Genomic DNA, 25088 nt, shown 5'->3' with positions numbered 1-25088 from the left:
CGTCGGACCAGTCGTCGTCGTCCTCCGCCGCGTTGTCGCCGACGTAGACGCCGTCCCGATCGCTGCTCACCTAGGGCTCCCTCGTGTTCGCCGCCGCAAGTTCGCGGTGCCGTTGCCGTCCCACAGCCTAGGCCGTGAGCCACCCCCGGCTGAAGGCGGTGTCTCATCTCCGACCGGGCCGCACACGGGCCGTACACAGGCCCCGACCGGCTCCGCGCGGGTCAGTCGAGGCGGCGCGGGCCGCCCAGGACCTGCCGTTCCGCCTGCCCGGTGACGATCCGGACGTACTGACGGCTCATCCGGGTCGTCCAGAGCGTCAGGTCGTCCGGGAGCGACGGCAGGGCGGCGGTCTCGGCCGGTCCGAGCGAGAGCACCCGGCCGATCAGCTCGGCCTCCTCCGGCATCACCCGCTGCACCCCGACCAGGTCGGCCGCGTTGAGCACCCGGGAGGCGTTCGGCCCCAGGTGCGGCACCACCGTCAGGACCGTCTGCCAGGGCGTGGCGGAGAGCCGGCTGCGCGGCGGGCGGGCGCCGAGGTCGCGCACCACGAGCACCGGCGAGGTGACCGAGGCGCCCTGCGGGCCGAGCCGGCCGGGTTGGTGGACCGTCACGCACGGCTGCCCGCCGCCCGCGGCCTGCGCCATCGGCCCCCAGAGATGGCCGCGGGCGGTCTCGACGGCGATCCGCGCGCCGGTGGCGGCCGCCCGCAGCGCGATGACCTGCGCCGTCCAGAGGCCGCCGACCAGTACCAGGTCGTAGGAGCTGGGCCGGAACAGGCCGAGCACGGCGGGCCGGGAGCGGTGCACGTCCTCGCCGATCAGCACGCCGTCGTCGCCGACCGGGAAGGACAGCGCGTCGAGTTCGGCGAGGGTGAGCACGTGCTTCTCCCGGCGCGGGCCGCGCAGCCCGAAGCCGGGCAGCAGCCGGCGCCCGGTCCGGGGCGCCGGCTCCGCGCCGGCCCGCGGCGCGGGGGCGGGGTAGGACTGCTGCGCCATCAGGACGCACCTCCCAGCGGCAGGGTGGCGAGCACACCGGGCGCCTGCTCCAGGTCGAGCCGGACCAGGCCGAGTCCGGCGCTCTGGGCGCGGGCCTCCAGCTGCCGGCCGAGTTCGACGGCCTCGCTCTCGCTGCGCTCGGTGACCCGGACGTGGCCGCTGAGGGTGACCGAGCCGCCGGTGCCGTGACCGGCGGTCAGGCTGAAGGTGCTGGCCAGCGCGGGCGCGCCGGTGACCAGGTTCACCAGATCGGGGACGGCGATCCGGCCGGGGGTGCCGCCGGGGCGGCCCAGCTGCGGCCAGCGGGAGATCCAGTAGGTGCTGTGCCAGCGGTCGTCGACCCGCCAGAACCGGTTGGTCTCCTGGGTGCGCCGTCCGCTGCCGCCGCCGCTGCCGGTGCCCTGCCGGACCGTCGTGGCCAGCGGGTTGACGCAGGTGGAGATGGCGAGGGCGGCGATCAGCTCGCGCTCGTCGAGCACGGTCACGTCGAAGCCGGCGCTGTTCAGCCGGCCGGCCAACTGGTCGGTGACCCGCTGGAGCGCCTTGCGGGCGCCCGCCTCGCCGCCGCCCCGGGCGCGCACCGCGGTGGCGGCCCGCTCCGGGTCGAGCTTGAGCGCGACCCAGGTGAGCCGCAGCGCGGGGGTGGCGGTGCCGTCGGCGAGCTCCCGGTAGGCGCGGGCGGCCAGCGACTGCTCGGGCAGGTGCGGCGCGGGCGCGGGCTGGGTGTGCTGGACGAGCTGGACCGACTCCAGGGCGATGTCGTCGACCCGCAGCGCCGAGCAGACCACGTCCAGCGGCAGCGGGCGGGCGGTGCGGTCCGGACGCAGCGGCAGGTCCTTGGCCTGGACGAGCAGGACGGCGCTCAGGAAGGTGCCGTCGCCGACCATGCCGGTCTCCCGGCGCACCGGGCGGCCGCCGAGGTCGGCCTCGGTCGCGTGGGTGCAGGTGCGCAGCGCGGGTTCGAGTTCCAGGGCGGGCGCGAGCGCCGGGTCGGTGCCGGGCGGCGGCAGGTGGGCGCGGGCCCGCTTGCGGCGGGCCTTGAGCGCGGCGCGCACCCGCAGCGCCTCGGGGAGGGTGCGGCCGCGCAGCGGCACCAGTGCCAGCGCGACCAGGGCGAGGGCGACGGCGCCGAAGCCGGCGGCGACCGCCCTGCTGATCGTCCATCCGACCGCGACCAGGGCCACCGCGACCTCGACCAGCACGAGTTGCTGGAGCCTCAGCCGGCTGCCGAGCAGCCCGGGCCGGGGGTGGACGCGGACCGTGACCGGCCCCTGGGGTCCGTCGGCGCTGCCCGGGGCGGAGGAGCCCGCGGTGTCGCTCCCCTCGCGCCGCGCGGCGCGGCGCGGACCACTGCCCCGTGACGTGCTCCGGCGCCCCGGAACGGTCTGGTTCGGCATCCCCCGAGTGCCCCTCTCTGGTCGGTTGTCGCGGCCCGGCTGGCCGGTGCGTGAACCGTACCCGTACCGTACTCACCGTCTGCTGCCGCATCGTAGAGGGTTCGAGCCCGTTCTCGCCCGGGGGGTGGCAGGCCACGGGGAGCAGGGTCCGACAGGGGAGACGACGAGCATGGCATCGCGCCGGGACGAGCTGAACGCCTACACCTTCGCCCGCAAGCGCACGGTCGGAGCCTTCCTGCTGCCCGGCGGCGGGGGGAGCGACGAGGACGCGCCGCGCCCGGTGAAGGCGATCCTGCCGAGCGTGCTGGTGGGGGCGCTGGTGATCGGGGGCTTCGGTCTGTGGGGGGTGTTCAAGCCGAGCGCGCCGGTGGGCTGGGACGAGGGCAAGTACATCGTCCAGGGCAAGCAGAGCACCACCCGCTACGTGGTGCTGGTCGACCCGGACGGGAAGACCAAGCGGCTGCACCAGGTGCTGAACATGGCCTCGGCGCGGCTGGTGCTGCCGGTGGACAGCAAGGTGGTGGTGGTCGACGACGGCGTGCTCGACCGCTATCCCAACCACGGCCCGACGATCGGCATCCCGTACGCGCCGGACAAGCTGCCCAGCAAGGAGAACGCGAGCCGGCCGATGAAGTGGTCGGTCTGCGACCGGCCGGGCGACGAGCAGGGGAGCACCGTCGACCAGGCGGTGTTCGTGGCGGGCGGCGCCGACGCGGACGTGCTCGGGGCGAAGGACCGGATGCTGGACGTGGGCCAGGCGCTGCTGGTGCAGCAGGCGGACGACCCGCAGGTGACCGCCTCCGGTCCGGCCGCGGGCCAGGGGAAGCTGCGGGTGTTCCTGGTGGACAGCAAGGGACGCCGGCACGCGATCGGCGGCCCGGAGGACTCCGACACCACCCGTTCGCAGCTGATGTGGGCCGTGTTCGGGTCGACGGCGGTGCCGCAGAAGGTGAAGAAGGACTGGCTGGACACCCTGGCGCCGGGCAGCGACATCGTCTTCCCGCGGATCGACGGGCTGGTCCCGGACACCAGGACGGCCAACTCCTCGGTGCCGCTGCAGAATCCGGAGGACCGCAAGGTCGGCCGGCTGGTGCGGTTCGGCGAGAAGTACTACGTGGTGGGGAAGAGCCAGCTGCTGCTGGTCAGCCAGTTCCAGGCGGAGCTGGTCCGGCAGAACCCGCTGCTGCAGCCGCTGTACAACCAGGACGCCAACAAGAGCCCGCGGATCGACGACCTCACCCCGGCCGAGCACGCCACCGTCAACAGCAGTGTGCCGCTGATGGCCGAGGGCGCCGCGGACTGGCCCACCCGGACGGGCGCGCCGGCCAACTCCTGGCAGGCGCCGAAGGACGCCCGGGCGGTGGTCTGCAGCACCTTCGACGGGGTCGCGGAGGACGGCCGGACGCCGCGGCGCAGCGTCTGGGCCGGGACCGAGTACCCGGTGCGGTACGGCAACGGCACCTCGACGGCGCATGTGACGCCGGGTCACGGCCTCTTCTACCGCGCGCTGGACAACGCCATGGACGGCTCCGGCACGGACTTCCTGATCACCGAGACCGGGCTGCGGTACGCGGTTCCGGCCAGCAGCGAGGGCGGCAAGGGCGGCCAGAGCGCGCCGCCGGCCCAGCCCGGCCAGCCGTCCGCGCCGGCGCCCGCGCAGCCCGGCGCGTCGAAGGGGCCGGCCGTGCCGTCGGCGACCCCGTCCGGCCCGCCGCAGCCCGAGGAGCTGGGCGGCAACCAGGCCCGGCTGGGCTACCAGGGGCTGCAGCCGGCGCCGGTGCCGCAGCAGTGGTCGAACCTGGTGCCGGTCGGCCCGGCGCTCAACGCCAGGAGCGCGGCGCAGCAGCAGAACGCCTAGCACCGGTGCGGCGGTCGGCCAGGCCTCGCCCCGCTGCCCGCAAAGGAATTGGCCACGATGTCATGGCTTGGTAACCGACCGTCGCCCGGTGTTGGGCGAGCTGCGTGTGCCGACTACAGTGCTGCAGGACATCACACCGGTGGTGCCCGGGGGGCCGGAAGCAGTCCCTCCGGACTCAAGGTCTGTCTCATGGGGGACGGTAGAGCATGGGTCAGTTCAAGACGACCGCTCAGGAGATGCTGGCTTTCGCCAAGCACATGGACGAGGTCATCAACCAGATCAACACCGAGATCAACGGTCTCAACAACCTGGTGGGTTCGATCACCGGTGGTTGGCAGGGCCAGGCCGCGCAGGCGTACACCAACCTCCAGGGTCAGTTCAACACCGACGCCCAGGAGCTGAACAAGTCGCTGCGCGCCATCAAGGACGCGATCGAGCTCACGACCCAGAAGTACTCGCAGGCGGACGCCGACCAGCAGGCGATCTTCGGCTCCGCAGCCACGTCCTGATCCTCAGCTCTGTCCGTTCACCCGGCGACGCACCCCTCGGGTGATGGGGTGCCTCGCAGCCTCGACTAGGAGACATCGTGGCCGAACACATTCTGGTCAACTTCGAGACCATCAAGAACGCCAGCTCGGAGGTCCGCCGGACCGCGGGCACCATCAAGGCCCAGCTCGAGGAGCTGAAGGCCGGCGTCACCAAGATCTCCGGCAGCTGGGAGGGCGCCGCCCAGCAGGGCTACCAGGCCCACCAGGCCAAGTGGGACCAGCGCGCCGAGCACCTCCAGCAGGTGCTGGAGTCGATCGCCAAGTCCCTGGACAGCGCGGCCTCCAGCTACCAGAACACCGAGAACCGCAACGCCACCCTCTGGACCGGCTGACGGTTCACGGCCCCAGTACCACGCGCCGAAGGGCGGGTGCCCCGTGCGGGCACCCGCCTTTGGCACGACCGCACGACCAGGTGGACGACATGAGGGGTGGCAGGGTGCCGGTGGTCAGGTACCGGACGGCGGCCGCGGCGGTGGCCGCGCTCACGGTGCTCGGCGGCCCGCTGACGGTGCCGGCGGCGGCCGAGGGGCCGGGCGTCTCGGCGTCGGGGGAGTGCGGCAAGAACGCGCAGAACGTGCAGGCCGTGCCGTGGTCGCTGCAGCGGATGGTGCTGGACGAGCTCTGGCAGGGCGGCGCGACCACCGGGGCGGGTGTCCTGGTCGCGGTCATCGACACCGGGGTGGACGACCAGAACCCGCAGCTGGCCGAGAAGGTCCTCGACGGCGGTTCGCTGCTCAAGGACAAGGAGGGCAAGCGGGTCGAGGGCGGCGGCAAGGACGACCTGGTCGGCCACGGCACCAAGGTGGCCGGCATCATCGCGGCCTCCCGCAGCGACCGGACCGGCTTCGTCGGCATCGCCCCGGGTGCCAAGGTGCTGTCCATCCGGCAGAACGACGCCGAGGGCAACGGCGATGTGCACTCGCTGGTGGAGGCCGTCAACTCGGCCGTCGCCCAGGGTGCCAAGGTCATCAACATCTCGCAGGACGTGCGCGGCGCGGCCGACACCCGCTTCGTCGGCTACGAGGAGCTGAAGGCCGCGGTCGACAACGCCGAGAGCCGGGGCGTGGTGGTGGTCGCCTCCTCCGGCAACGACGGCAAGAAGGGCGACACCTACCCGGCGGCCTTCCGCACCGTGCTCGCCGTCGGCGCCTCCGACCGCAACAACGAGCGCACCTACTTCTCCCAGTACGGCGATTTCGTGGACGTCGCGGCCCCCGGCGTCGACATGCTCTCCACCGTCCCGCGCGGCGGGCAGTGCGTGGACAACGGCACCAGCTTCGCCGCGCCGTACGTGGCCGGGCTGGCGGCGCTGCTGGTCGGCGCGCACAAGGACTGGAAGCCGAGCCAGGTGCGCGCCTGGATCGAGCAGACCGCGCAGCGCACCGACCACAAGTCGAACGAGTACATCGGCTGGGGCGTGGTCGACCCGGTGAAGGCCGTCACCACCGCGCCCGCGGCGCCGCCGGACAAGCCGGCCGAGGACCCGCCGGTGCAGTTGGCGTCCGCCCCGATCGTGCCCCGCCCGCTCGGCCTCGGCGAGACCCAGGCCGACCGCGACGGCCGCACCGCGACCTATGTCCTGGGCGTGGGCGCGCTGCTGGTCGCCCTGCTGATCGGCGGCGGCATCGTCCTCCGCGACCACCGCCGCCGTCCCTGAACCCGTGCCCGGACCGCCGGGCAGCGCGCGGACGCGGCAGTTGCCCCGGACGCGGCAGTGCCCCGGGCGAGGGGGAGCCCGGGGCACTGCCGTGTGGGGGAGGGGTGGGGGTCTCGGGTCAGGCCTGCTGGTCCTCGGGGACGGTGATCACCCAGCGGGTGTCCTGCCGGGGGCGCAGGTAGAACAGCCAGTAGAGGGTGGCGACGGCGGTGATGCCGCCGGTCCACAGCAGCGGCACGGTGTCCAGCTGGGTGATCACGTAGACCAGCACCGCGATCAGCACCACCGGCACGGCCGGCCACAGCGGCATCCGCCAGGCGGCGGCGTGCTTGTGCTGGTTGCGGCGGGAGAGCAGTGCGGCGATCGCGACCAGCAGGTACATCCCGGTGACGGCGACGCCGGTGATCTCGCTCAGCAGCTCGCCCTTGACGAAGCAGAGCGCGGCGCCGGGGAGGCCGACGGCCAGGGTGGCGACCCACGGGGAGCCGAACCGGCCCAGGGTGCCGAAGGCCTTGTTGACCGGGCCGGGCCACGCCTTGTCGCGGGCCGAGGCGAACAGCACCCGGGAGTTCTGGATGACCATGACGATGCCGGCGTTGATGATGGCCAGCGCGACGCAGAGGCTGATGAAGGTGCCGACGGCCGAGTTGCTCCAGGCGGTGACCATGCCGGAGATGTCGCCGGAGCTCAGGGTGGCGAGGTCGGGGGCGCCCATCGTGATGGCGGCGACCGGGACCAGGATGACGGCGGCGGAGATCGCCAGCGTCCACAGCACGGTGCGGGACACGTTGCGGCGCGGGTTCTCCAGCTCCTCGGAGAGGTAGACGGCGGTGGAGAAGCCCTGGGTGATGAAGAGCGCGATGCCGAGGGCGCCGATGATCGCGCCGATGCTCACCGTGGTGGTGACGCTGTCCTCGCCGGTGACCACGCCGTGCAGCATGCTGGGGGCGCCGCTGTTGGCGTGGGCGAAGCCGAGCACGGACACGACGCCGGCCGCGATGACCTCCAGCACCAGGAAGACGCCGGTGATCCAGGCGTTGGCGCGCAGGTCCAGCAGGCCGGCCAGGGTGGCGGCGAGCATCACCGCGGCGCCGGCCAGCGGCTTGTCCACGTGCAGGACGGGGGCCAGGTAGTCGGCGGTGCCGAGGGCGATGACCGAGGGGACGATCATCACCACGATCAGCGAGAGCACGAACACCAGCCAGCCGGCCAGCCGTCCGGCCAGGGTGCCGACCATGGCGTACTCGCCGCCGGCGCTGGGGATCAGGGTGCCGAGCTCGGAGTAGCAGAAGGCGACCGCGATACAGAGCACCGAGCCGATCGCGATGGCCAGCGCGGTGGCGCTGCCGATGCTGGAGAACAGCTCCGGGACGATCACGAAGAGCGTGGAGGCCGGGGTGACGCAGGACAGCGTGAGCAGTGTGCCGCCCACGACGCCGATCGAACGCTTGAGCGTCTGCGGGGCGGCGGGGGCGCCCGCGTCGGCCGGGGCGGCGGCCGCGGCGGTCGGTGGGCGAAGCGTGTCGGTCATCGGGGCATCCGATCGGCTCTGTGCGGTCCTGGAGAGGGAGCGGTATCGCCTCCGCTGGCTGTCTGCTCGGTTCTGGTCCTGTCGCTCCCGGGCCGCCATGGAACCTTGGGCGTATCGATCGCGTCAATGCCGGAATTGCTTCGGAATCCGTTGCGGCAATCCGCATAGACATGCGATCTGATGATCACTTATCGTCATCACTATGTATGTCCGACTTGTTACTTTCGCCACATGGCGCTTGAATCCAAGGTGAACGTGGCATTGCGCGCATCAATCCAAGGTCATGGCCGGATGCGGAGGCAGGTCGACCGGAAGTGCCCTGGCCGCAGGCCCGAGCCCCCGTCGGGTACGGGAACCGCAGCCCTCCGGCGGAAAGATCTAGGTAACGTTTCGGAACCTGGACGCCGGAAGGGGCCGGACCCCGAGGATCCGACCCCTTCCCACACGCTCCGTGACGACCGGCCCTCCGCCGCTACGGCGCCGGCAGCCAGCCCGTCTGCACCATCTGCCCGCTGGTCACCCGGCGCGAGACGAACACGCCCCGGCCCGGCGGCAGCGCCTGCGGCTTGACGTTGCCCAGCAGCGGCCCCTCGTCCCGGTTGCCGGACAGCAGGACGCCCTGGCCGCCCAGCTCCCGCATCCGCTGCATGAACGGCTCGTACAGCGAGCGCCCGGCGCCGCCGGCGCTGCGCGCGACGATCACCCGCAGCCCGATGTCGCGCGCGAACGGCAGGAACTCGGCCAGCGCGGCCAGCGGGTTGCCCGAGGAGGTCGCCACCAGCTCGTAGTCGTCCACCACCACGAACATGTCCTTGCCGCTGTACCAGCTGCGGTTGCGCAGCTGCTCCGCGGTCACGTCCGGACCGGGCAGTCGGCGCGAGCAGGCCCCGCGCAGCATCTCGACCACGGAGCTCATGGCCGGCTGCGCGGCGGCGTACTCGACCAGGTACTCCGGCGGGACGACGCCGAGCAGCGCGCGCCGGTAGTCGCCGACCACGATCCCGGCCTGGTCCGGGGTGTACCGCTCGGTGATCTGCTTGACCAGCATCCGCAGCAGCGCGGACTTCCCGGACTCGGTGTCGCCGAACACGATGAACAGCGGGTCGGTCTCGAAGTTGACGAAGGCCGGTGCCAGCTCCGCCTCGTCCACGCCGAAGGCGACGCCCCGCTCCGGGTGCTCGAAGCCCTTCGGCAGCGACTGCCCGTCCAGCACCGTCGGCAGCATCCGCACCTGCGGCGCGCGCGGACCGGTCCAGGCCCCGGCGACCGCCTGGACCAGCCCGGCCACCCCGTTCTGCAGGTCCTCCACCGAGCCGGAGCCGTCCAGCCGGGGCAGACCGGTGAGGAAGTGCAGCCGGTCCGCGGTGACGCCCCGGCCCGGCACGGCCGGCACGGCCTGCGCCACCCGGCGGTCCACCTCGGACTCCATCGCGTCGCCGAGCTTCAGCTCGCTCCGGTTCTGCAGCAGGTCCTTGAGCGCCGGGCGGACCTCGGCGTAACGGGTCGCGGTGACGATCAGGTGGACGCCGTAGCCGAGGCCGCGCTGGGCGATGTCGCCGATGACCGGCTCCAGCGCCTCGAACTCCTGCTTGAAGGTGTTCCAGCCGTCGACCACCAGGAAGACGTCGCCGAACCGCTCGTCCGGCAGCGCGCCGGCGGCCCGGCGGGCCCGGTAGGTGCCGATGGAGTCGATCCCGGTGCTGCGGAAGAGCTCCTCGCGCCGGTTGAGCACCCCGTGCACCTCGGAGACCATCCGGCGCACCTTCTCCGCGTCCAGCCGTCCGGCCACCCCGCCGACGTGCGGCAGGTCCTGGAGCGACTGGAAGCCGCCGCCGCCGAAGTCCAGCAGGTAGAACTGCGTCTCCAGCGGCGTGTGGGTGAGCGCGAACGCGGCCACCGTGGTGCGGATCATGGTCGACTTGCCCGAGCGCGGGCCGCCGACCACCAGGCCGTGGCCGGCCGCGCCCGCGTAGTCCTGCTCGAGGATGTCGCGCTTCTGGTCGCGCGGCTTGTCGACGATGCCGACCGGCACCCGCAGCCGGCCCAGCGTGCCCGACTGCGGCGCGGTCAGCCCGCGCTCGGCGGTCGCCTGCAGCGGCGGCAGCAGCTGGTCCACGCTCGGCGGCGCGTCCAGCGGCGGCAGCCACACCTGGTGCGCGGCCGGGCCCTGGCCCGCCATCCGCTGCACGAACACGTCCAGCACGGTGTCCGCCAGGGCGTCGTCCTGCTCCTCGACCAGCGGCTCGACCTCCTCCTGCACCAGTGGCTCGGTCACCGGCACCTCGGCCGCGGTGAACCGCACCGGCCGCGCGGACACCAGCCGGCCGCCGGTCGACCGCTGCTGCCCCGGCGCCCGGTAGGCCCCGGAGACGTAGGCGGCCTTGAACCGCTCCATCACATCGGTGCCGAACTTCAGGTAGCCGACACCCGGCACCGGCGGCAGGTGGTAGGCGTCCGGGACGCCGATCGCCGCCCGCGACTCGGCCGCCGAGAAGGTGCGCAGACCGATCCGGTAGGAGAGATAGGTGTCCAGGCCGCGCAGCTTGCCCTCCTCCAGGCGCTGCGAGGCCAGCAGCAGATGCACCCCGAGGGACCGGCCGATCCGGCCGATCTGGATGAACATGTCGATGAAGTCGGGCTTGGCGGTGAGGAGTTCGGAGAACTCGTCGATGATCAGCACCAGTGAGGGCAGCGGGTCCAGCGCCGCGCCGGCCGCCCGGGCCCGCTCGTACTCGTGGATGTTCGCGTAGTTGCCCGCCCGGTGCAGCAGCTCCTGGCGCCGGTTGAGCTCGCCCTCGATGGCGTCCCGCATCCGGTCGACCAGGGTGAGCTGGCCCTCCAGGTTGGTGATCACCGCCGAGGTGTGCGGCATGTCCGCCATGCCCGCGAAGGTCGCGCCGCCCTTGAAGTCGGCGAGCACGAAGTTCAGCGTCTCCGAGGAGTGCGTCATCGCCAGCGCCAGCACCAGGGTGCGCAGCAGCTCCGACTTGCCGGAACCGGTCGCGCCGACGCACAGGCCGTGCGGGCCCATGCCCTCCAGCGCGGCCTCCTTGAGGTCCAGGTACACGTGCTCGCCGCCGGCCCCGACGCCGATCGGCACCCGCAGCCGCTCGTGCTGCGCCCGCTGCCGCCAGCTGCGGGTCACGTCGAAGGACCCCGGGTCGCCGGAGTTCATCAGATCGGTGAAGTCCAGGTTGGACAGCAGCGGCTCGTCGTCGCCGCCGGCCGAGGCCCGGTACGGCGCCAGCTGCCGGGCCAGCGCCTCGGACTGCCAGGCGCCGAGAGTGTCCGGCTTGCCGGTGTAGGTGGCGCCCGAGGCGGAGCGCAGCACCAGCGCGTCCGGCGAGACGGTGACGATCAGGTGCCCGCTCGGCTCGTCCAGGTCGCCCGGGACGACCTCGACGATGGTCACCCCGTGCACGCCCTCGGCCCCGGCCAGCAGTGAGTCGTGCGGCACCGAGGCGCCGTCCATGACGACCACGATGTGCGGCTGGTCGGCGGCCGGGGCGGCGTCGCGGACGAACCGCTGCCGGCCGGCCAGCTCGTCCTGGAGCAGCAGCTCCAGGTCGCCGAGCCCGGTCGCGATCAGCCGGCGGGAGCCGGCGCCGTCGTTCTCCTTGCGGTGCTGGTTGTGCGGGAGCCACTTGGTCCACTCCCACTCGTCCACCGCGCCGGGCGCCGCCGCGACCGTGATCAGCAGGTCGTCCGGCGAGTGCAGGGTGGTCAGCTGGGCGATCATCGCCCGGACGTTCCCGTACACGGTGTCCGGGTCGCCGCAGACCGTGATGTGGTAGAAGGCGCGCAGCGAGATCGCCAACGGCAGGTCCTGCAGGGTGCCGTGGGCGTTCAGGAAGGTCTGCATCGCGGCCGCCGAGAGCGGCTCCAGCTCGTCCATCGGCGCGGTCTGCGGCGCGACCAGCGGTGTGGACAGCTGGACCGGTCCGCGGCCGACCCTGATCTGCGCGAAGTCCGCGTCGCCGCCCCGCCGCTCCCACAGCCGCCGGCCGTCGGCGACGATCGACCACAGCTGGTCCGGCTCGGGGTTCAGGAACAGCTGCGCGCCGCGCTGGCGCTCGGCGGTCCGGCGTACCTGGCGGCGCATCTGCTGGAGGTACTTGAGGTAGTCGCGCCGCTCGTCCGCGGTGGCCGTGGAGCCGCCCTTGCGGGCGCGGACGATCTGGGCGAGCGCCATGCCGACCGTCGAGACGATCATCAGACCGCCCATGATCTTCATCGGGGCCTGGGCGCCGGGGGCGAAGAAGAACACCGCCGAACCGCCCATGCCGAGCATCGGCAGGATGCTCATCACCCAGTCCTCACCGCCCGAACGGGGCAGCTCGGGCGGGGCCACCAGCTCCACCGGCTCGTCCGGCACCGCCGGGGGATAGGCCCGGGGCGGCCGCTTGACCATGATCACGCCCATACGCGTCCCATCCCCCGACCACGAACGCTTCGCAAGACCACTACGGCATCAGCCCTCACGCAACAGGATCCGTACGGGTGAGGACGCCCCGTGTGACGCCGCCCCCGCTCCGCCGACCGCAGGCATCCGGGGAGGAGCGCGCCGCCCCCGCCGCCCTGCGCAGGGGCCGATCCTACTGGGACCCGCCCCCGCGGCCCCGCCCGCCCTCCACGGGGCCGGGCACGAACCGAGCGGGTAGGGTAACGCCGCGCCAACTCGTGGCCGCGCCCGGCCGGTTCCGCCCGGCCGGTGCCCGCGCGAGGGCCGGACCGGCCGGCCACCGGTGCCGCGCCGGCACCGTGGGGGCGGCGGCACCGCGCACCGGCGCCGAGCACCCGTCACCGAACACCGTCATCAAGGGGGAGCGCCCAGTGCGTCGAGCGAACGAGGTGCGGGCATGACGACGCCCGCGACCACCGGTTTCTGCCGGGTCACCGTCGTCGCGCCGGACAGCCGGATCGACGTCGCCCTGCCCGAGGACGTCCCGCTCGCGGACGTGTACCCCGAGGTACTGCGGCTGTCCGGCCAGACCCAGCCCGACGGCGTCCCCACCGGCTTCCACCTGGTCCGCCGCGACGGCACCGTGCTCGACGGCGGCCGCTCGCTCGCCGCCCAGCAGGTGCGCGACGGCGACCTGCTCAACCTGCGCCCCTTCGCCGAGTCGCTGCCGCCCGCCGTCTACGACGACGTCGCCGACGCGATCGCCACCGCCGGCGAGACCGACCGCCGGTTCTGGAGCCCCGAGCTGATGCGCGCCTTCGGCCTCGTCGGCGCCGGCGTGCTGCTCACCCTGCTCGGCTTCGCGCTCTGGTTCGCCGACCTGCGCCACGACATGCACGGCCTGCCCGGCGTGCTCTCCGGCGTCGTCGCTGTGGTGCTCACCGCCCTCGCCGGCGTCCGCGCCCGGGTCTACCGGGACGCCTGGGCCGGCCTCGCGCTCGGCCTCGGCGCCCTGCCGCACGCCCTGATCGCCGGCAGCGGCATCCTCGCGCCCACCGGCGGCCCGCTGGACGGCCCCGGCCGGCTCCAGTTCCTGACCGGCTGCGTCACCGTCCTGGTGGTCGCCGTCCTGCTGGTCGGCCTGCTGCCCGAGAAGGACTCGCTGTTCGTGGCCGCCGCCTTTCTGGCCGCGGCCGGCGCGCTCGCCACCTTCGCCGCCGTCCTGCTGCCCGGCACCCCGGCCCACCACATCGCGGCCGTCACCGGCGTCGCCGCCGTCGCCGTGATCGGCTTCCTGCCCGGCCTGTCCGCCCGCTTCGCCCGGCTGCCGGTCGGCTACAGCGCCCCCGGCCAGACCCGCGCCCGGGGCCGCGACCACGACGAGGACGCCGCCCGCGCCGAACTGGTCCAGTACGAGCGGATCGCCCACCAGGCCCGCCGCGGCCACGAGGTGCTGGTCGGCCTGGTCGGCGGCTGCGCCGCGGTGGTCGTCGGCTCCTGCGCGGTGCTCGGCTTCACCGACCGGACCTTCCCCGAGCTGCTGGCCCTCGTCCTCGGACTGGCCGCCATGCTCCGGGCCCGGCTGTTCCGCTACAGCGCCCAGGTCCTCGCGCTCACCGTCGCCGGGCTGCTCGGCCTGTCGCTGCTGATCGTCGGGCTCTCCCTGCACACCCCGCAGTTCGTGCTGCGGGTCGGCCTCGGCTCCACCGACGCCGATCTGCGCACCGTCTGGCTGACCGCCTCGATCGCCTTCGGCGCCGCCGTGCTCACCGCGATCGCCCTGGTGGTGCCGCGGCTCGGCGTCTCCCCCTTCTGGGGGCGCATCCTGGACCTGGTCGACAGCCTCACCCTGATGTCGCTGGTCCCGCTGGTGCTCGCCGTCCTCGACGTCTACCGGCTGGTCCGCGGCGCCACCGGCTGATCCGCGCACCGGGGCCGCCGACCGTCGGCGTCGGCGGCACTGGTACGCTTGGCCTCCGAGCGCAGCCGTGTGTCCGTCCCCGGGTGGGACGATGCCCGTCGGCCGCGCCCGTACACGACACCGAGTTCTCGCAGAGTCCTGTGCCGTAGACCAGGAACGCTCGGTATCACCTCGAAGGAGTTGCAGTGGCTCTCGCCTCTGACGTCAAGAAGCAGATTTTCGCCGAGTTCGGCCAGAAGGAGGGCGACACCGGCTCCCCCGAGGTCCAGGTCGCCATGCTCTCGCGCCGCATCTCGGACCTGACCGAGCACCTCAAGGCCCACAAGCACGACCACCACTCGCGTCGTGGCCTGCTGATCCTGGTCGGCCAGCGTCGCCGTCTGCTGCAGTACCTGGCCAAGAAGGACATCGAGCGTTTCCGTACGCTCGTCGACCGCCTGGGCATCCGCCGCGGTGCCGCCGGCGGCGCCCGCTGAGAACGCCGCTCGGGGCGGCTCCCCACACCGGGGAGCCGCCCCTCGCGCGTATGCCGCGACCGGTGAGCCGGGCGTCCACCACGGCGCCCGCGCCCACCGGCCGGGGATAACAACTCGCGCGCACCTCCCCAGGTGGCCGAGGATTGCACCGTAGGGTTGTGGGCATGCCGGGTGATGGCGCCGAAAGCGCGCCACCGGGCAGCAGGACCCGAACCCCCCGCGGGACGAAGGCTTCAAACGGAAGCCGCCCGCATCCGAGAGAGCGTCCAGACGCGGACCGCCCGTCCGATACCCGGCCGGCCGAGAGGCGCCGGTCCTCGGTAGTGGCCGCCGGAGGCCCCGCAGACCGAAGCGGGGACCGCCGGAGGCTTCGATCGAAGACCGGCCCGGACCGTCCAGGGTCAGCACGCAGGCGATTACGCGGGGACGCTCTCCCGGAGACGTACGAAAGAGGAGATCTTCCAGGTGGAAGAGAACGTGTTCTACGCCGAGGCCGTGATCGACAACGGTTCCTTCGGCACCCGTACCATCCGCTTCGAGACCGGCCGTCTGGCCCGTCAGGCCGCCGGCTCCGCCGTGGCCTACCTGGACGACGACACCATGGTGCTGTCGGCCACCAGCGCGTCCAAGCAGCCGAAGGAGCACTTCGACTTCTTCCCGCTGACCGTGGACGTCGAGGAGCGGATGTACGCCGCGGGCCGGATCCCCGGCTCGTTCTTCCGTCGCGAGGGCCGGCCCTCCGAGGACGCGATCCTCACCTGCCGCCTAATCGACCGCCCGCTGCGCCCGTCCTTCGTCAAGGGCCTGCGCAACGAGATCCAGGTCGTCGTCACCGTGATGGCGCTCAACCCGGACCACCTGTACGACGTGGTGGCCATCAACGCCGCCTCCGCCTCCACCCAGCTGGCGGGCCTGCCGTTCTCCGGCCCGATCGGTGGCGTCCGCGTCGCGCTGATCAACGGCCAGTGGGTGGCCTTCCCGACCCACAGCGAGCTGGAGTCGGCCGTCTTCGACATGGTCGTGGCCGGCCGCACCCTGCCGGACGGCGACGTCGCGATCATGATGGTCGAGGCCGAGGCCACCGACAAGACCATCAAGCTGGTCGAGGGCGGCGCCGAGGCGCCGACCGAGGAGATCGTCGCCGCCGGTCTGGACGCCGCCAAGCCGTTCATCAAGGTCCTCTGCGCCGCCCAGGCCCAGCTGGCCGCCCAGGCCGCGAAGCCGACCGGCGAGTTCCCGGTCTTCCTGGACTACCAGGACGACGTGCTCGCCGCGCTGACCGCCGCCGTCAAGGACGAGCTGGCGCAGGCCCTCACCATCGCGGGCAAGCAGGAGCGCAACAACGAGCTGGACCGCGTCAAGGCGCTCGCCGCCGAGAAGCTGCTGCCCGAGTTCGAGGGCCGCGAGAAGGAGATCAGCGCCGCCTACAACGCGCTGACCAAGAAGACCGTCCGCGAGCGCGTCATCAAGGACAAGGTCCGCATCGACGGCCGCGGTGTCACCGACATCCGCACCCTGGCCGCCGAGGTCGAGGCCATCCCGCGCGTGCACGGCTCGGCCCTGTTCGAGCGCGGCGAGACCCAGATCCTGGGCGTCACCACGCTGAACATGCTCCGCATGGAGCAGCAGCTCGACACGCTCTCCCCGGAGACGCGTCGCCGCTACATGCACAACTACAACTTCCCGCCGTACTCGGTCGGCGAGACCGGCCGCGTCGGTTCGCCGAAGCGCCGCGAGATCGGCCACGGCGCGCTCGCCGAGCGGGCCATCCTGCCGGTGCTGCCGTCCCGCGAGGACTTCCCGTACGCCATCCGCCAGGTCTCCGAGGCGCTGAGCTCCAACGGCTCCACCTCGATGGGCTCGGTCTGCGCCTCGACCATGTCGCTGCTGAACGCCGGTGTGCCGCTGAAGGCCGCCGTCGCCGGTATCGCCATGGGCCTGATCTCCCAGGAGATCGACGGCGAGACCCACTACGTGACCCTCACCGACATCCTCGGTGCCGAGGACGCGTACGGCGACATGGACTTCAAGGTCGCCGGTACCCGCAACTTCATCACCGCGCTGCAGCTGGACACCAAGCTCAACGGCATCCCGGCGTCGGTGCTCGCCGCCGCGCTGAAGCAGGCCCGCGACGCCCGTCTGCACATCCTCGACGTGATGAACGAGGCCATCGACTCCCCGGACGAGATGTCGCCGAACGCGCCGCGCATCATCACCATCAAGATCCCGGTGGACAAGATCGGTGAGGTCATCGGCCCCAAGGGCAAGATGATCAACCAGATCCAGGAGGACACCGGCGCCGAGATCACGATCGAGGACGACGGCACCATCTACATCGGTGCCGCCGACGGTCCGGCCGCCGAGGCCGCCCGCACCACGATCAACCAGATCGCCAACCCGACCATGCCGGAGGTCGGCGAGCGCTACCTGGGCACCGTGGTCAAGACCACGACCTTCGGTGCCTTCGTCTCGCTCATGCCGGGCAAGGACGGTCTGCTGCACATCTCGCAGATCCGCAAGCTGGCCGGCGGCAAGCGCGTGGAGAACGTCGAGGACATCCTCGGCGTCGGCGCCAAGGTGCAGGTCGAGATCGCCGAGATCGACCCGCGCGGCAAGCTCTCGCTGATCCCGGTCGTCGAGGGCGAGGAGAACGGCGAGGCCGCTTCCGAGTGAAGCGCCGCTAGCTGATCCCGCGGCCCGCACGCCCCCAGCGGCGTGCGGGCCGCACCCTGTTGTCCCCCCATGCTTCGACGGATTGCTTTCTACGGAGGTACCCCCGTGGCTCTGGCCTCGGCGGCGACGCAGCGCCCCGGCACGACCCGAACCCTGCTGAAGGGCGCGGACGGCGCCGGAATCGTGCGCCGCACCGTCCTTCCCGGCGGCCTGCGCGTCGTCACCGAGACCCTGCCGACGGTGCGCTCCGCGACCTTCGGTATCTGGGTCGGGGTCGGTTCTCGTGACGAGACCCCCCAGCTCAACGGCGCCACGCACTACCTGGAGCACCTGCTCTTCAAGGGCACCGAGCGGCGCAGCGCGCTGGACATCTCGGCCGCCCTGGACGCGGTCGGCGGCGAGATGAACGCCTTCACCGCCAAGGAGAACACCTGCTACTACGCGCGGGTGCTCGACACCGACCTGCCGCTCGCCATCGACGTGGTCTGCGACATGCTCACCGGCTCGCTGATCCGCCCCGAGGACGTCGAGGCCGAACGCGGCGTCATCCTCGAGGAGATGGCGATGGCCGAGGACGACCCGGGTGACGTCGTCCACGACCTCTTCGCCAAGGTGATCTTCGGCAACGGCCCGCTCGGCCGCCCGATCCTCGGCACCCAGGAGACCGTCAGGTCGCTCACCCGCGACCAGATCGCGAACTTCTTCCACCGCCGCTACCGGCCCGAGAACCTCGTCGTCGCCGCGGCCGGCAACCTCGACCACCGCAAGGTCGTCCGGCAGGTCGAGCGGGCCTTCGCACCGCTGCTCGCCAAGTCCGAGGCCGCTCCCGCCGAGGCCCGCCGCGGCGTCAAGGCGCTGCGCACCGCCGGCCGGGTCGAGGTGTTCAACCGCTCCACCGAGCAGGCCCACCTGGTGCTGGGCGTGCCCGGGGTGCCCCGGCACGACGAGCGCCGCTGGGCGATGGGCGTGCTCAACGCGGCCCTCGGCGGCGGCATGAGCTCGCGGCTGTTCCAGGAGGTCCGGGAGAAGCGCGGCCTGGCGTACTCGGTGTACTCCTACTCCTCCTCGTACGCGGACAGCGGCCTGTTCGGCATCTACGCCGGCTGCCAGCCCAAGCGGGTCGAGGAGGTGCTGCGGATCTGCCGCGAGGAGCTCGCCAAGGTGGTCGCCGAGGGCATCACCGAGGAGGAGCTGCGGCGCGCGATCGGCCAGATCTCCGGCTCCACCGTGCTCGGCATGGAGGACACCGGCTCGCTGATGAACCGGATCGGCAAGGCCGAACTCAGCTACGGCCACCACCTGTCGGTGGACGACATGCTGGCGAAGATAGCCGCAGTGACCCTGGACGACGTGCACGAGGTCGCCCGTGATGTGCTGGGCGCGTACCGGCCCTCGCTCGCGCTGATCGGCCCGATCAACGACAAGCGGGCCGCCAAGCTGGCCGACCTGCTGGCCTGAAGGGACTACTCACCATGACGCTGCGAGTCGCCGTGATCGGCGCCCGGGGCCGGATCGGCTCGGAGGCCGTCAAGGCCGTCGGGGCCGCCCCGGACCTGGAACTGGTCGCCACCCTCGGCCGGGGCTCGGAGCTCTCCGAGCTGACCGACGCCGGGGTGCAGGTCGCGGTCGAACTGACCCACCCCGACTCGGTGATGGGCAACCTCGACTACTGCCTGTCGCACGGCATCCACGTGGTCACCGGCACCACCGGCTGGACCGAGGAGCGCCTCGCCACCGTCCGGGGGCTGCTCGCCGCCGCGCCGGAACTGGGTCTGCTGATCGCGCCCAACTTCTCCGTCGGCGCCGTGCTCGGCATGAAGTTCGCGCAGGCCGCGGCGAAGTACTTCGAGTCGGTCGAGGTCGTCGAGCTGCACCACGACCACAAGGCGGACGCCCCCAGCGGCACCGCCACCCGCACCGCCCAGCTGATCGCCGCCGCCCGCGCGGAGGCCGGCCGCGCGCCGCAGCAGGACCCGACCACCCACGGCCTGCCCGGCGCCCGCGGCGCCGACGTCGACGGGGTGCCGGTGCACGCGGTGCGGCTGCGCGGTCTGCTCGCCCACCAGCAGGTGATGTTCGGCGACGACGGCGAGACCCTCACCATCCGGCACGACTCGCTGCACCACAGCAGCTTCATGCCGGGCATCCTGCTCGGTGTGCGCAAGGTCGTGCAGACGCCCGGGCTCACCCTGGGCCTCGAACACTTCCTGGACCTGTGAGCGCGGCATGACCTCCCGTACCGGCTTCTTCGTCCTCTCCGGAGTCCTGGCCCTGGTCGCGCTGATCTGCGTCGGCGAGGGCGTCCAACTGGTCGCCACCGGCAAGCCGCTGGGCATCGGCCTGGGCCTGTGTGCCTTCGTCATCCCGGTCATCGGCATATGGTTCCTGCGCCAGACGGTCCGCTTCGGACGGGACAGTGAGCGGCTCGCCCGCGAGCTGGAGGCCGAGGGCGGTCTGCCGGTCGACGAGCTGGAGCGCACCGACGGCGGGCGGATCGACCGCGCCTCGGCCGACGCGGTGTTCGCGCGCCGCAAGGCCGAGGCCGAGGCCGCCCCGGGCGACTGGCGGGTCTTCTTCCGGCTCGCGGTGGCCTACGCCGACGCCGGCGACGTACCGCGCGCCCGCAGGACCATGCAGCACGCCATCAAGCTGCACCGCGCCACCGGCGCCGACACCACCCCGGACGGCGCCGGCAGCACCATCGGCAAGCCCGCGAGGAGCAACGCGTGAGCGAGGACACCACCGCCCCCCGGTTCCGCAGCGACATCACCGCGGACCTGGTCCGCGCCGCCGCCGCCGACTCGGACGTCATCTGGGCGGCCCGGGTCTCGACGGCGGGGGAGCAGTCCCTGGAGGCCCTCCAGCAGGACCCGGACAAGTCCGCGGGCCTGATCAACTTCCTGATGCGCGACCGGCACGGCACGCCGTTCGAGCACAACTCGATGACCTTCTTCATCAGCGCGCCGATCTTCGTCTTCCGCGAGTTCCACCGCCACCGCAGCGGATGGTGCCTCGCCGGGGACACCGAGATCACGCTGCAGGGCAAGGACGGGTCGCTCAGGCGCCGGACCATCGCCGAGTTGTACCAGCAGTGGCACGTCGGCGTGGAGGACCGGATCGAAGCCGGTAAGGGCGGCGTGACCTGGCACAAGAAGTCCGAGAAGTGGCGGGCGCAGGTCAAGCAGAAGGGCGAGACCCACCACTTGGGTCTGCACGGCACTCGCGAGGCGGCGGAGGCCGCCGTCGCGGAGTTCCGCGCCCTGAATCCGAGCAAGCGGACCCGGAAGCTGGAGTCGGTCCGTCGAAACCACGTCCGTTGCTTCGACGAGCGCACGCTCCTGGCCGGGCGCGCGCGGATCGTCGACGTGATGGAGTCGGGTGTCAAGCAGCTCCTCCGGCTGACCACCGCGAGCGGCAAGCAGCTGCGGTGCAGCAAGGACCACGCGATCCTCACTCCGGACGGCTGGCGCAAGGCGGGTGAGCTGGCGGTCGGTGACTCGGTGATGACCGGTGGTACCGCGGCACGTCCGTCGGAGGCGCTGGTCCCGCCGAGCCTTCGGCGGGGCATCGGTGTGTGGACCTCGATGCAGCGGAACCGGCTCATCGACGAGCAGGACGTGTGCTACCTGTGTTCCCGCGTGTTCCCCCGGGAGGCGCTGGAGCTGGACCACGTCGTACCGGTCGCCCTCGACCTGGGCAAGGCACTGGACGAGAAGAACCTGGCGCCTGCCTGCGGAGACTGCCACGCCGCCAAGAGCGCGGGCGAACAGGCCCTGGCCAGGCGCGGTGGCAAGGTCGCCCTCGCCGAGGCCGACCTGGTCACCGGGATCGTCGAGGACGGCGAGGAGATGACGTACGACCTGGCGGTGGAGGGGCCTTGGCACAACTTCCTGGCCGGCGGCATCGTCGTCCACAACTCGTACAACGAGGAGTCCGGGCGCTACCGTGAGCTGCAGCCGGTCTTCTACCTGCCCGCAGAGGACCGCAAGCTGGTCCAGCAGGGCAGGCCGGGCCGGTACGAGTTCGTCGACGGGAGCCCGGAGCAGCACCGGACCGTCGGGGCCGCGATGGAGTCCGCCTACACCGAGGCCTACGAGCGCTACCAGGAGATGCTGGCGGCGGGAGTGGCCCGGGAGGTCGCCCGCGCGGTGCTGCCGGTCGGGCTGTTCTCCTCGATGTACGCGACCTGCAACGCCCGCTCGCTGATGCACTTCCTGTCGCTGCGGACCAAGCGGGAGTACGCGGCGGTGCCGTCGTTCCCGCAGCGCGAGATCGAGATGGTCGCCGAGCGGATGGAGGAGCAGTGGGCGGAGCTCATGCCGCTCACCCATGCGGCCTTCGAGAAGCACGGTCGGGTCGCGCCCTGACCTGCGACGACGGGCATCCGGGGGGAGTGCCGGGCATGTCTGGATTGCGGCATTTCTGACCTCTCCCTACGCTCGTGAACACGGATTCCGGTGCTGCTTGAACCCCCGAGCACGCAGCACCGGAATCCCATGTTTCCGCTGCTGGAACCGGTTCCGCGGGGCCCGTACCGGGACGATCCCGGACCGTTCCGCAGGCACGGCCGTCCGAACCGTGGACCGGCCTGGGTGTCGCCCCACCGCCTACGAGTAGTTTTGGACACATGGCTCCGACCTCCACCCCCCAGACGCCCTTCGGCCGGGTCCTGACCGCGATGGTGACACCGTTCACCGCCGACGGCGGCCTCGACCTCGACGGCGCCCAGCGCCTCGCCGCGCACCTCGTCGACTCCGGCAACGACGGCCTCGTCGTCAACGGCACCACCGGCGAGTCCCCGACCACCAGTGACGCCGAGAAGGCCCAGCTCGTCCGCGCCGTGGTGGAGGCCGTCGGCGACCGGGCCCACGTGGTGGCCGGCGTCGGCACCAACGACACGCACCACAGCGTCGAGCTGGCCCGGCAGGCCGCGGCCGCCGGCGCGCACGGCCTGCTGTCGGTCACGCCGTACTACAGCAAGCCCCCGCAGGAGGGCCTGTACCGGCACACGGTGCGGATCGCCGACGCCACCGAACTTCCTGTCATGCTGTACGACATCCCGGGCCGCAGCGGCGTCGCGCTGAGCCACGAGACGCTGGTCCGGCTGGGCGAGCACCCGCGGATCGTCGCCAACAAGGACGCCAAGGGCGACCTGGGTGCCGCGTCCTGGGCGATCGCCCGCTCCGGACTGGCCTGGTACTCCGGCGACGACATCCTCAACCTGCCGCTGCTGTCGGTCGGGGCCGCGGGTGTGGTGAGCGTGGTCGGGCACGTGGTGGCCGGCGAGCTGCGGGCCATGGTCGAGGCCCACCTGGCCGGGGATGTGGCCAAGGCCACGGCGGTCCACCAGCGCCTGCTGCCGGTGTTCACCGGTATCTTCCGCACCCAGGGCGTCATTCTCACCAAGGCCGCGCTGGACCTCCAGGGTCTGCCGGCCGGGCCGCTGCGACTGCCCCTGATCGGCGCGACTCCGGAGGAGATCGCGCAACTGAAGAAGGATCTCGCCGACGGCGGGGTAGACCTGTAACAGACGAAGACGTGCGCGCCCCGGCTCGCCGGACCCTCACGGGCCCGCCGCTGGACCGGACCGAAGGCGCGAGAGCACAGACCTGGTAGGAAAACCGACACGGAGAACGCACGCCATATGTCTCACGGGGGAGGACCCCGGACATATGGCGTGCGTCGTGAGGAGAGTCTTTTGAGCCACCCGCATCCCGAACTCGGCGCGCCGCCGGCCCTCAAGGCGGGCGCCCTGCGCATCACCCCGCTCGGCGGTCTCGGTGAGATCGGCCGCAACATGACGGTCTTCGAATACGGGGACCGCATTCTCATCGTCGACTGCGGCGTCCTCTTCCCGGAGGACGAGCAGCCCGGCGTCGACCTGATCCTCCCGGACTTCACCTACATCCGGGACCGTCTGGACAAGATCGACGGCATCGTCCTCACGCACGGCCACGAGGACCACATCGGCGCCGTCCCGTTCCTCCTCCGGGAGAACCCGGACATCCCGCTGATCGGGTCGAAGCTCACCCTGGCGCTGATCGAGGCCAAGCTCGCCGAGCACCGCATCCGCCCGTACGTGCTGGAGGTCGCCGAGGGCGACCGCGAGCGGATCGGCCCCTTCGACTGCCAGTTCATCGCGGTCAACCACTCCATCCCGGACGCGCTCGCCGTCGCCGTGCGCACGCCCGCCGGCATGGTCGTCGCCACCGGTGACTTCAAGATGGACCAGCTGCCGCTCGACGGCCGGCTGACCGACCTGCCGACCTTCGCCAAGCTGGCGGAGGAGGGCATGGACCTGTTGCTGGTGGACTCCACCAACGCCGAGGTCCCCGGCTTCATCCCGTCCGAGCGGGACATCTCCGCGGCGCTGCGCAATGTCTTCGCCAACGCGGACAAGCGCATCATCGTGGCCTCCTTCGCCAGCCACGTGCACCGCATCCAGCAGGTGCTGGACGCCGCGCACGAGTACAAGCGCAAGGTCGCCTTCGTCGGCCGGTCGATGGTCCGCAACATGGGCATCGCCCGCGACCTCGGCTACCTCAAGGTGCCCGGCAACATGGTCGTCGACGTCAAGCAGCTCGACGACCTGCCGGACAAGGAGGTCGTGCTGATCTGTACCGGTTCGCAGGGCGAGCCGATGGCCGCGCTGTCCCGGATGGCCAACCGCGACCACCAGATCCGCATCGTCGAGGGCGACACCGTCGTGCTCGCCTCCTCGCTGATCCCCGGCAACGAGAACGCCGTCTACCGGGTGATCAACGGCCTGACCCGCTGGGGCGCCAAGGTCGTCCACAAGGGCAACGCCAAGGTGCACGTCTCGGGCCACGCCTCGGCCGGCGAGCTGCTGTACTTCTTCAACATCTGCAAGCCGCGCAACCTCATGCCGGTGCACGGCGAGTGGCGCCACCTGCGGGCGGCCGCCGATCTCGGCATCGCCACCGGTGTCCCGCGCAACCGGGTCGTCATCGCCGAGGACGGTGTCTGCGTCGACCTGGAGAAGGGCGTCGCCCGGATCGTCGGCAAGGTGCAGGCCGGCTACGTCTACGTGGACGGCTCCTCGGTCGGCGACATCACCGAGGCCTCGCTCAAGGACCGCAGGATCCTCGGCGAGGAGGGCTTCATCTCCTGCTTCGTCGTGGTGGACTCCACCAACGGCAAGATCGTCGGCGGCCCGAGCATCCAGGCCCGGGGTTCCGGCATCGACGACGCCGCGTTCGTCCCGGTGGCGGCCAAGCTCCAGGAGGCGCTCGACCGCTCGGCGGGCGACGGCGTGCTGGAGATCCGTCAGGTCCAGCAGCTGGTGCGCCGGACCCTCGGCAAGTGGGTCGCGGACAACTACCGCCGCCGCCCGATGATCCTGCCGGTCGTCGTCGAGGTGTGATTTGACGTGGGGCAACCCGGTGCGTAATGTTCTCCGGGTTGCCCCACGGGACGGCCCCCAGTCGAAGTCCTCGAAATGAAATTCGAGAACGGAGCGGGAAAACGGCCCGAGAAACTCTGGTAGAGTTCGGGAGCGCCGAAAGGCCCAAGCAAATTCGATGAATGAAACTCCGGAAAACGGAGCGGAAAACATCTGATAAGCTTGAAACACGAAAGAACGAAGCGCCCGGAGGGCCGGTGTGAAAGC

17 protein-coding genes and 2 pseudogenes are annotated in these 25088 nt (G+C 71.9%); 15 read left to right on the top strand and 4 right to left on the bottom strand.

Translation table 11 applies throughout. From position 1 onward, the window contains the following. Nucleotides 1-221: 221 nt before the first annotated feature. Both BI06_RS40810 and eccE read right to left on the bottom strand, forming a co-directional pair. Nucleotides 222-995 (bottom strand): hypothetical protein, encoded by a 774-nt coding sequence (locus BI06_RS40810; RefSeq protein ID WP_082559044.1) that lies wholly within the window; start codon nucleotides 993-995, stop codon nucleotides 222-224. After that, nucleotides 995-2392, bottom strand: coding sequence for a type VII secretion protein EccE (gene eccE / locus BI06_RS40805; RefSeq protein ID WP_082559043.1), 1398 nt, complete (start codon nucleotides 2390-2392; stop codon nucleotides 995-997). The genes BI06_RS40810 and eccE overlap by 1 nt, the downstream gene beginning before the upstream one ends. A gap of 169 nt (nucleotides 2393-2561) precedes the next feature. On the opposite strand from eccE, the gene BI06_RS40800 reads away from it, so the two are divergent. From BI06_RS40800 to mycP, 4 genes are all read left to right on the top strand, one after another. Beyond that, complete coding sequence (locus tag BI06_RS40800) at nucleotides 2562-4250, top strand: type VII secretion protein EccB (protein WP_043477000.1); 1689 nt, start codon at nucleotides 2562-2564, stop codon at nucleotides 4248-4250. 206 nt (nucleotides 4251-4456) lie between these two features. Continuing rightward, a complete protein-coding gene (locus BI06_RS40795; RefSeq protein ID WP_037782395.1) occupies nucleotides 4457-4759 on the top strand; it encodes a WXG100 family type VII secretion target in 303 nt (100 codons plus the stop codon). A gap of 77 nt (nucleotides 4760-4836) precedes the next feature. Then, on the top strand, nucleotides 4837-5130 hold the full coding sequence (locus BI06_RS40790) for a WXG100 family type VII secretion target (RefSeq protein WP_030397718.1): 294 nt from the start codon (nucleotides 4837-4839) through the stop codon (nucleotides 5128-5130). A gap of 89 nt (nucleotides 5131-5219) precedes the next feature. After that, nucleotides 5220-6455 (top strand): type VII secretion-associated serine protease mycosin, encoded by a 1236-nt coding sequence (gene mycP / locus BI06_RS40785; protein WP_051742872.1) that lies wholly within the window; start codon nucleotides 5220-5222, stop codon nucleotides 6453-6455. Between the two features lie 118 nt (nucleotides 6456-6573). Here the strand turns inward: mycP and BI06_RS40780 are convergent, their stop codons facing one another. After that, a complete protein-coding gene (locus tag BI06_RS40780) occupies nucleotides 6574-7986 on the bottom strand; it encodes an APC family permease (RefSeq protein ID WP_043476997.1) in 1413 nt (470 codons plus the stop codon). Between the two features lie 472 nt (nucleotides 7987-8458). Then, the gene (locus tag BI06_RS40775) at nucleotides 8459-12409 is read right to left on the bottom strand and encodes a type VII secretion protein EccC (RefSeq protein ID WP_043476994.1); all 3951 of its coding nucleotides are present in this window, start codon (nucleotides 12407-12409) and stop codon (nucleotides 8459-8461) included. Between the two features lie 436 nt (nucleotides 12410-12845). Here BI06_RS40775 and eccD point away from each other — a divergent pair, with 436 nt between their 5' ends. The 11 genes and pseudogenes from eccD (at nucleotide 12846) to BI06_RS40730 (ending at nucleotide 24842) form a co-directional block, all read left to right on the top strand. Next, complete coding sequence (gene eccD / locus BI06_RS40770) at nucleotides 12846-14309, top strand: type VII secretion integral membrane protein EccD (RefSeq protein ID WP_030397714.1); 1464 nt, start codon at nucleotides 12846-12848, stop codon at nucleotides 14307-14309. 185 nt (nucleotides 14310-14494) lie between these two features. Next, nucleotides 14495-14785: a 30S ribosomal protein S15 gene (rpsO, locus tag BI06_RS40765; protein ID WP_030397713.1), complete on the top strand. Its 291-nt coding sequence runs from the start codon at nucleotides 14495-14497 to the stop codon at nucleotides 14783-14785. Nucleotides 14786-15250: 465 nt separating this feature from the next. Beyond that, complete coding sequence (locus BI06_RS40760) at nucleotides 15251-17458, top strand: polyribonucleotide nucleotidyltransferase (RefSeq protein WP_030397712.1); 2208 nt, start codon at nucleotides 15251-15253, stop codon at nucleotides 17456-17458. 69 nt (nucleotides 17459-17527) lie between these two features. Next, complete coding sequence (locus tag BI06_RS40755; RefSeq protein WP_078880579.1) at nucleotides 17528-18916, top strand: pitrilysin family protein; 1389 nt, start codon at nucleotides 17528-17530, stop codon at nucleotides 18914-18916. 14 nt (nucleotides 18917-18930) lie between these two features. Further along, nucleotides 18931-19677, top strand: coding sequence for a 4-hydroxy-tetrahydrodipicolinate reductase (gene dapB, locus BI06_RS40750; RefSeq protein ID WP_030397710.1), 747 nt, complete (start codon nucleotides 18931-18933; stop codon nucleotides 19675-19677). A gap of 7 nt (nucleotides 19678-19684) precedes the next feature. Beyond that, nucleotides 19685-20188 (top strand): hypothetical protein, encoded by a 504-nt coding sequence (locus BI06_RS40745; RefSeq protein ID WP_233290503.1) that lies wholly within the window; start codon nucleotides 19685-19687, stop codon nucleotides 20186-20188. 23 nt (nucleotides 20189-20211) lie between these two features. Further along, nucleotides 20212-20466, top strand: a pseudogene (locus BI06_RS54385) (FAD-dependent thymidylate synthase); the annotation flags it as partial. A 96-nt stretch (nucleotides 20467-20562) separates the two neighbouring features. Then, nucleotides 20563-20691 (top strand): annotated as a pseudogene (locus BI06_RS55735) (AP2 domain-containing protein); the annotation flags it as partial. Then, entirely contained in the window at nucleotides 20668-21825 is a 1158-nt protein-coding gene (gene thyX, locus BI06_RS40740) for an FAD-dependent thymidylate synthase (protein WP_369826379.1), read from the top strand. The pseudogene BI06_RS55735 and the gene thyX, both read left to right, overlap by 24 nt. 260 nt (nucleotides 21826-22085) lie before the next feature. Then, nucleotides 22086-22985 carry a 4-hydroxy-tetrahydrodipicolinate synthase gene (gene dapA / locus BI06_RS40735; RefSeq protein ID WP_030397707.1) on the top strand — a complete coding sequence of 300 codons (900 nt, stop codon included), beginning with the start codon at nucleotides 22086-22088 and terminating at the stop codon, nucleotides 22983-22985. Nucleotides 22986-23156: 171 nt separating this feature from the next. Further along, nucleotides 23157-24842 (top strand): ribonuclease J, encoded by a 1686-nt coding sequence (locus BI06_RS40730; protein ID WP_030397706.1) that lies wholly within the window; start codon nucleotides 23157-23159, stop codon nucleotides 24840-24842. Nucleotides 24843-25088: the final 246 nt, after the last annotated feature.

Origin of the sequence: Kitasatospora sp. MBT66, assembly GCF_000710405.2 — a bacterium.
Lineage (GTDB): Bacteria > Actinomycetota > Actinomycetes > Streptomycetales > Streptomycetaceae > Kitasatospora > Kitasatospora purpeofusca.
Note: the sequence above shows the minus strand (reverse complement) of the source record. Positions and strands in the feature narration are given on the sequence as shown.

Coding starts and splice junctions, on each gene's coding strand:
- BI06_RS40755 (WP_078880579.1), top strand. CDS start 17,528: ATGCTTCGACGGATTGCTTTCTACGGAGGTACCCCCGTGGCTCTGGCC.
- BI06_RS40810 (WP_082559044.1), bottom strand. CDS start 995: ATGGCGCAGCAGTCCTACCCCGCCCCCGCGCCGCGGGCCGGCGCGGAG.
- dapB (WP_030397710.1), top strand. CDS start 18,931: ATGACGCTGCGAGTCGCCGTGATCGGCGCCCGGGGCCGGATCGGCTCG.
- BI06_RS40775 (WP_043476994.1), bottom strand. CDS start 12,409: ATGGGCGTGATCATGGTCAAGCGGCCGCCCCGGGCCTATCCCCCGGCG.
- BI06_RS40800 (WP_043477000.1), top strand. CDS start 2,562: ATGGCATCGCGCCGGGACGAGCTGAACGCCTACACCTTCGCCCGCAAG.
- dapA (WP_030397707.1), top strand. CDS start 22,086: ATGGCTCCGACCTCCACCCCCCAGACGCCCTTCGGCCGGGTCCTGACC.
- BI06_RS40795 (WP_037782395.1), top strand. CDS start 4,457: ATGGGTCAGTTCAAGACGACCGCTCAGGAGATGCTGGCTTTCGCCAAG.
- mycP (WP_051742872.1), top strand. CDS start 5,220: ATGAGGGGTGGCAGGGTGCCGGTGGTCAGGTACCGGACGGCGGCCGCG.
- eccD (WP_030397714.1), top strand. CDS start 12,846: ATGACGACGCCCGCGACCACCGGTTTCTGCCGGGTCACCGTCGTCGCG.
- BI06_RS40745 (WP_233290503.1), top strand. CDS start 19,685: ATGACCTCCCGTACCGGCTTCTTCGTCCTCTCCGGAGTCCTGGCCCTG.
- eccE (WP_082559043.1), bottom strand. CDS start 2,392: ATGCCGAACCAGACCGTTCCGGGGCGCCGGAGCACGTCACGGGGCAGT.
- BI06_RS40780 (WP_043476997.1), bottom strand. CDS start 7,986: ATGACCGACACGCTTCGCCCACCGACCGCCGCGGCCGCCGCCCCGGCC.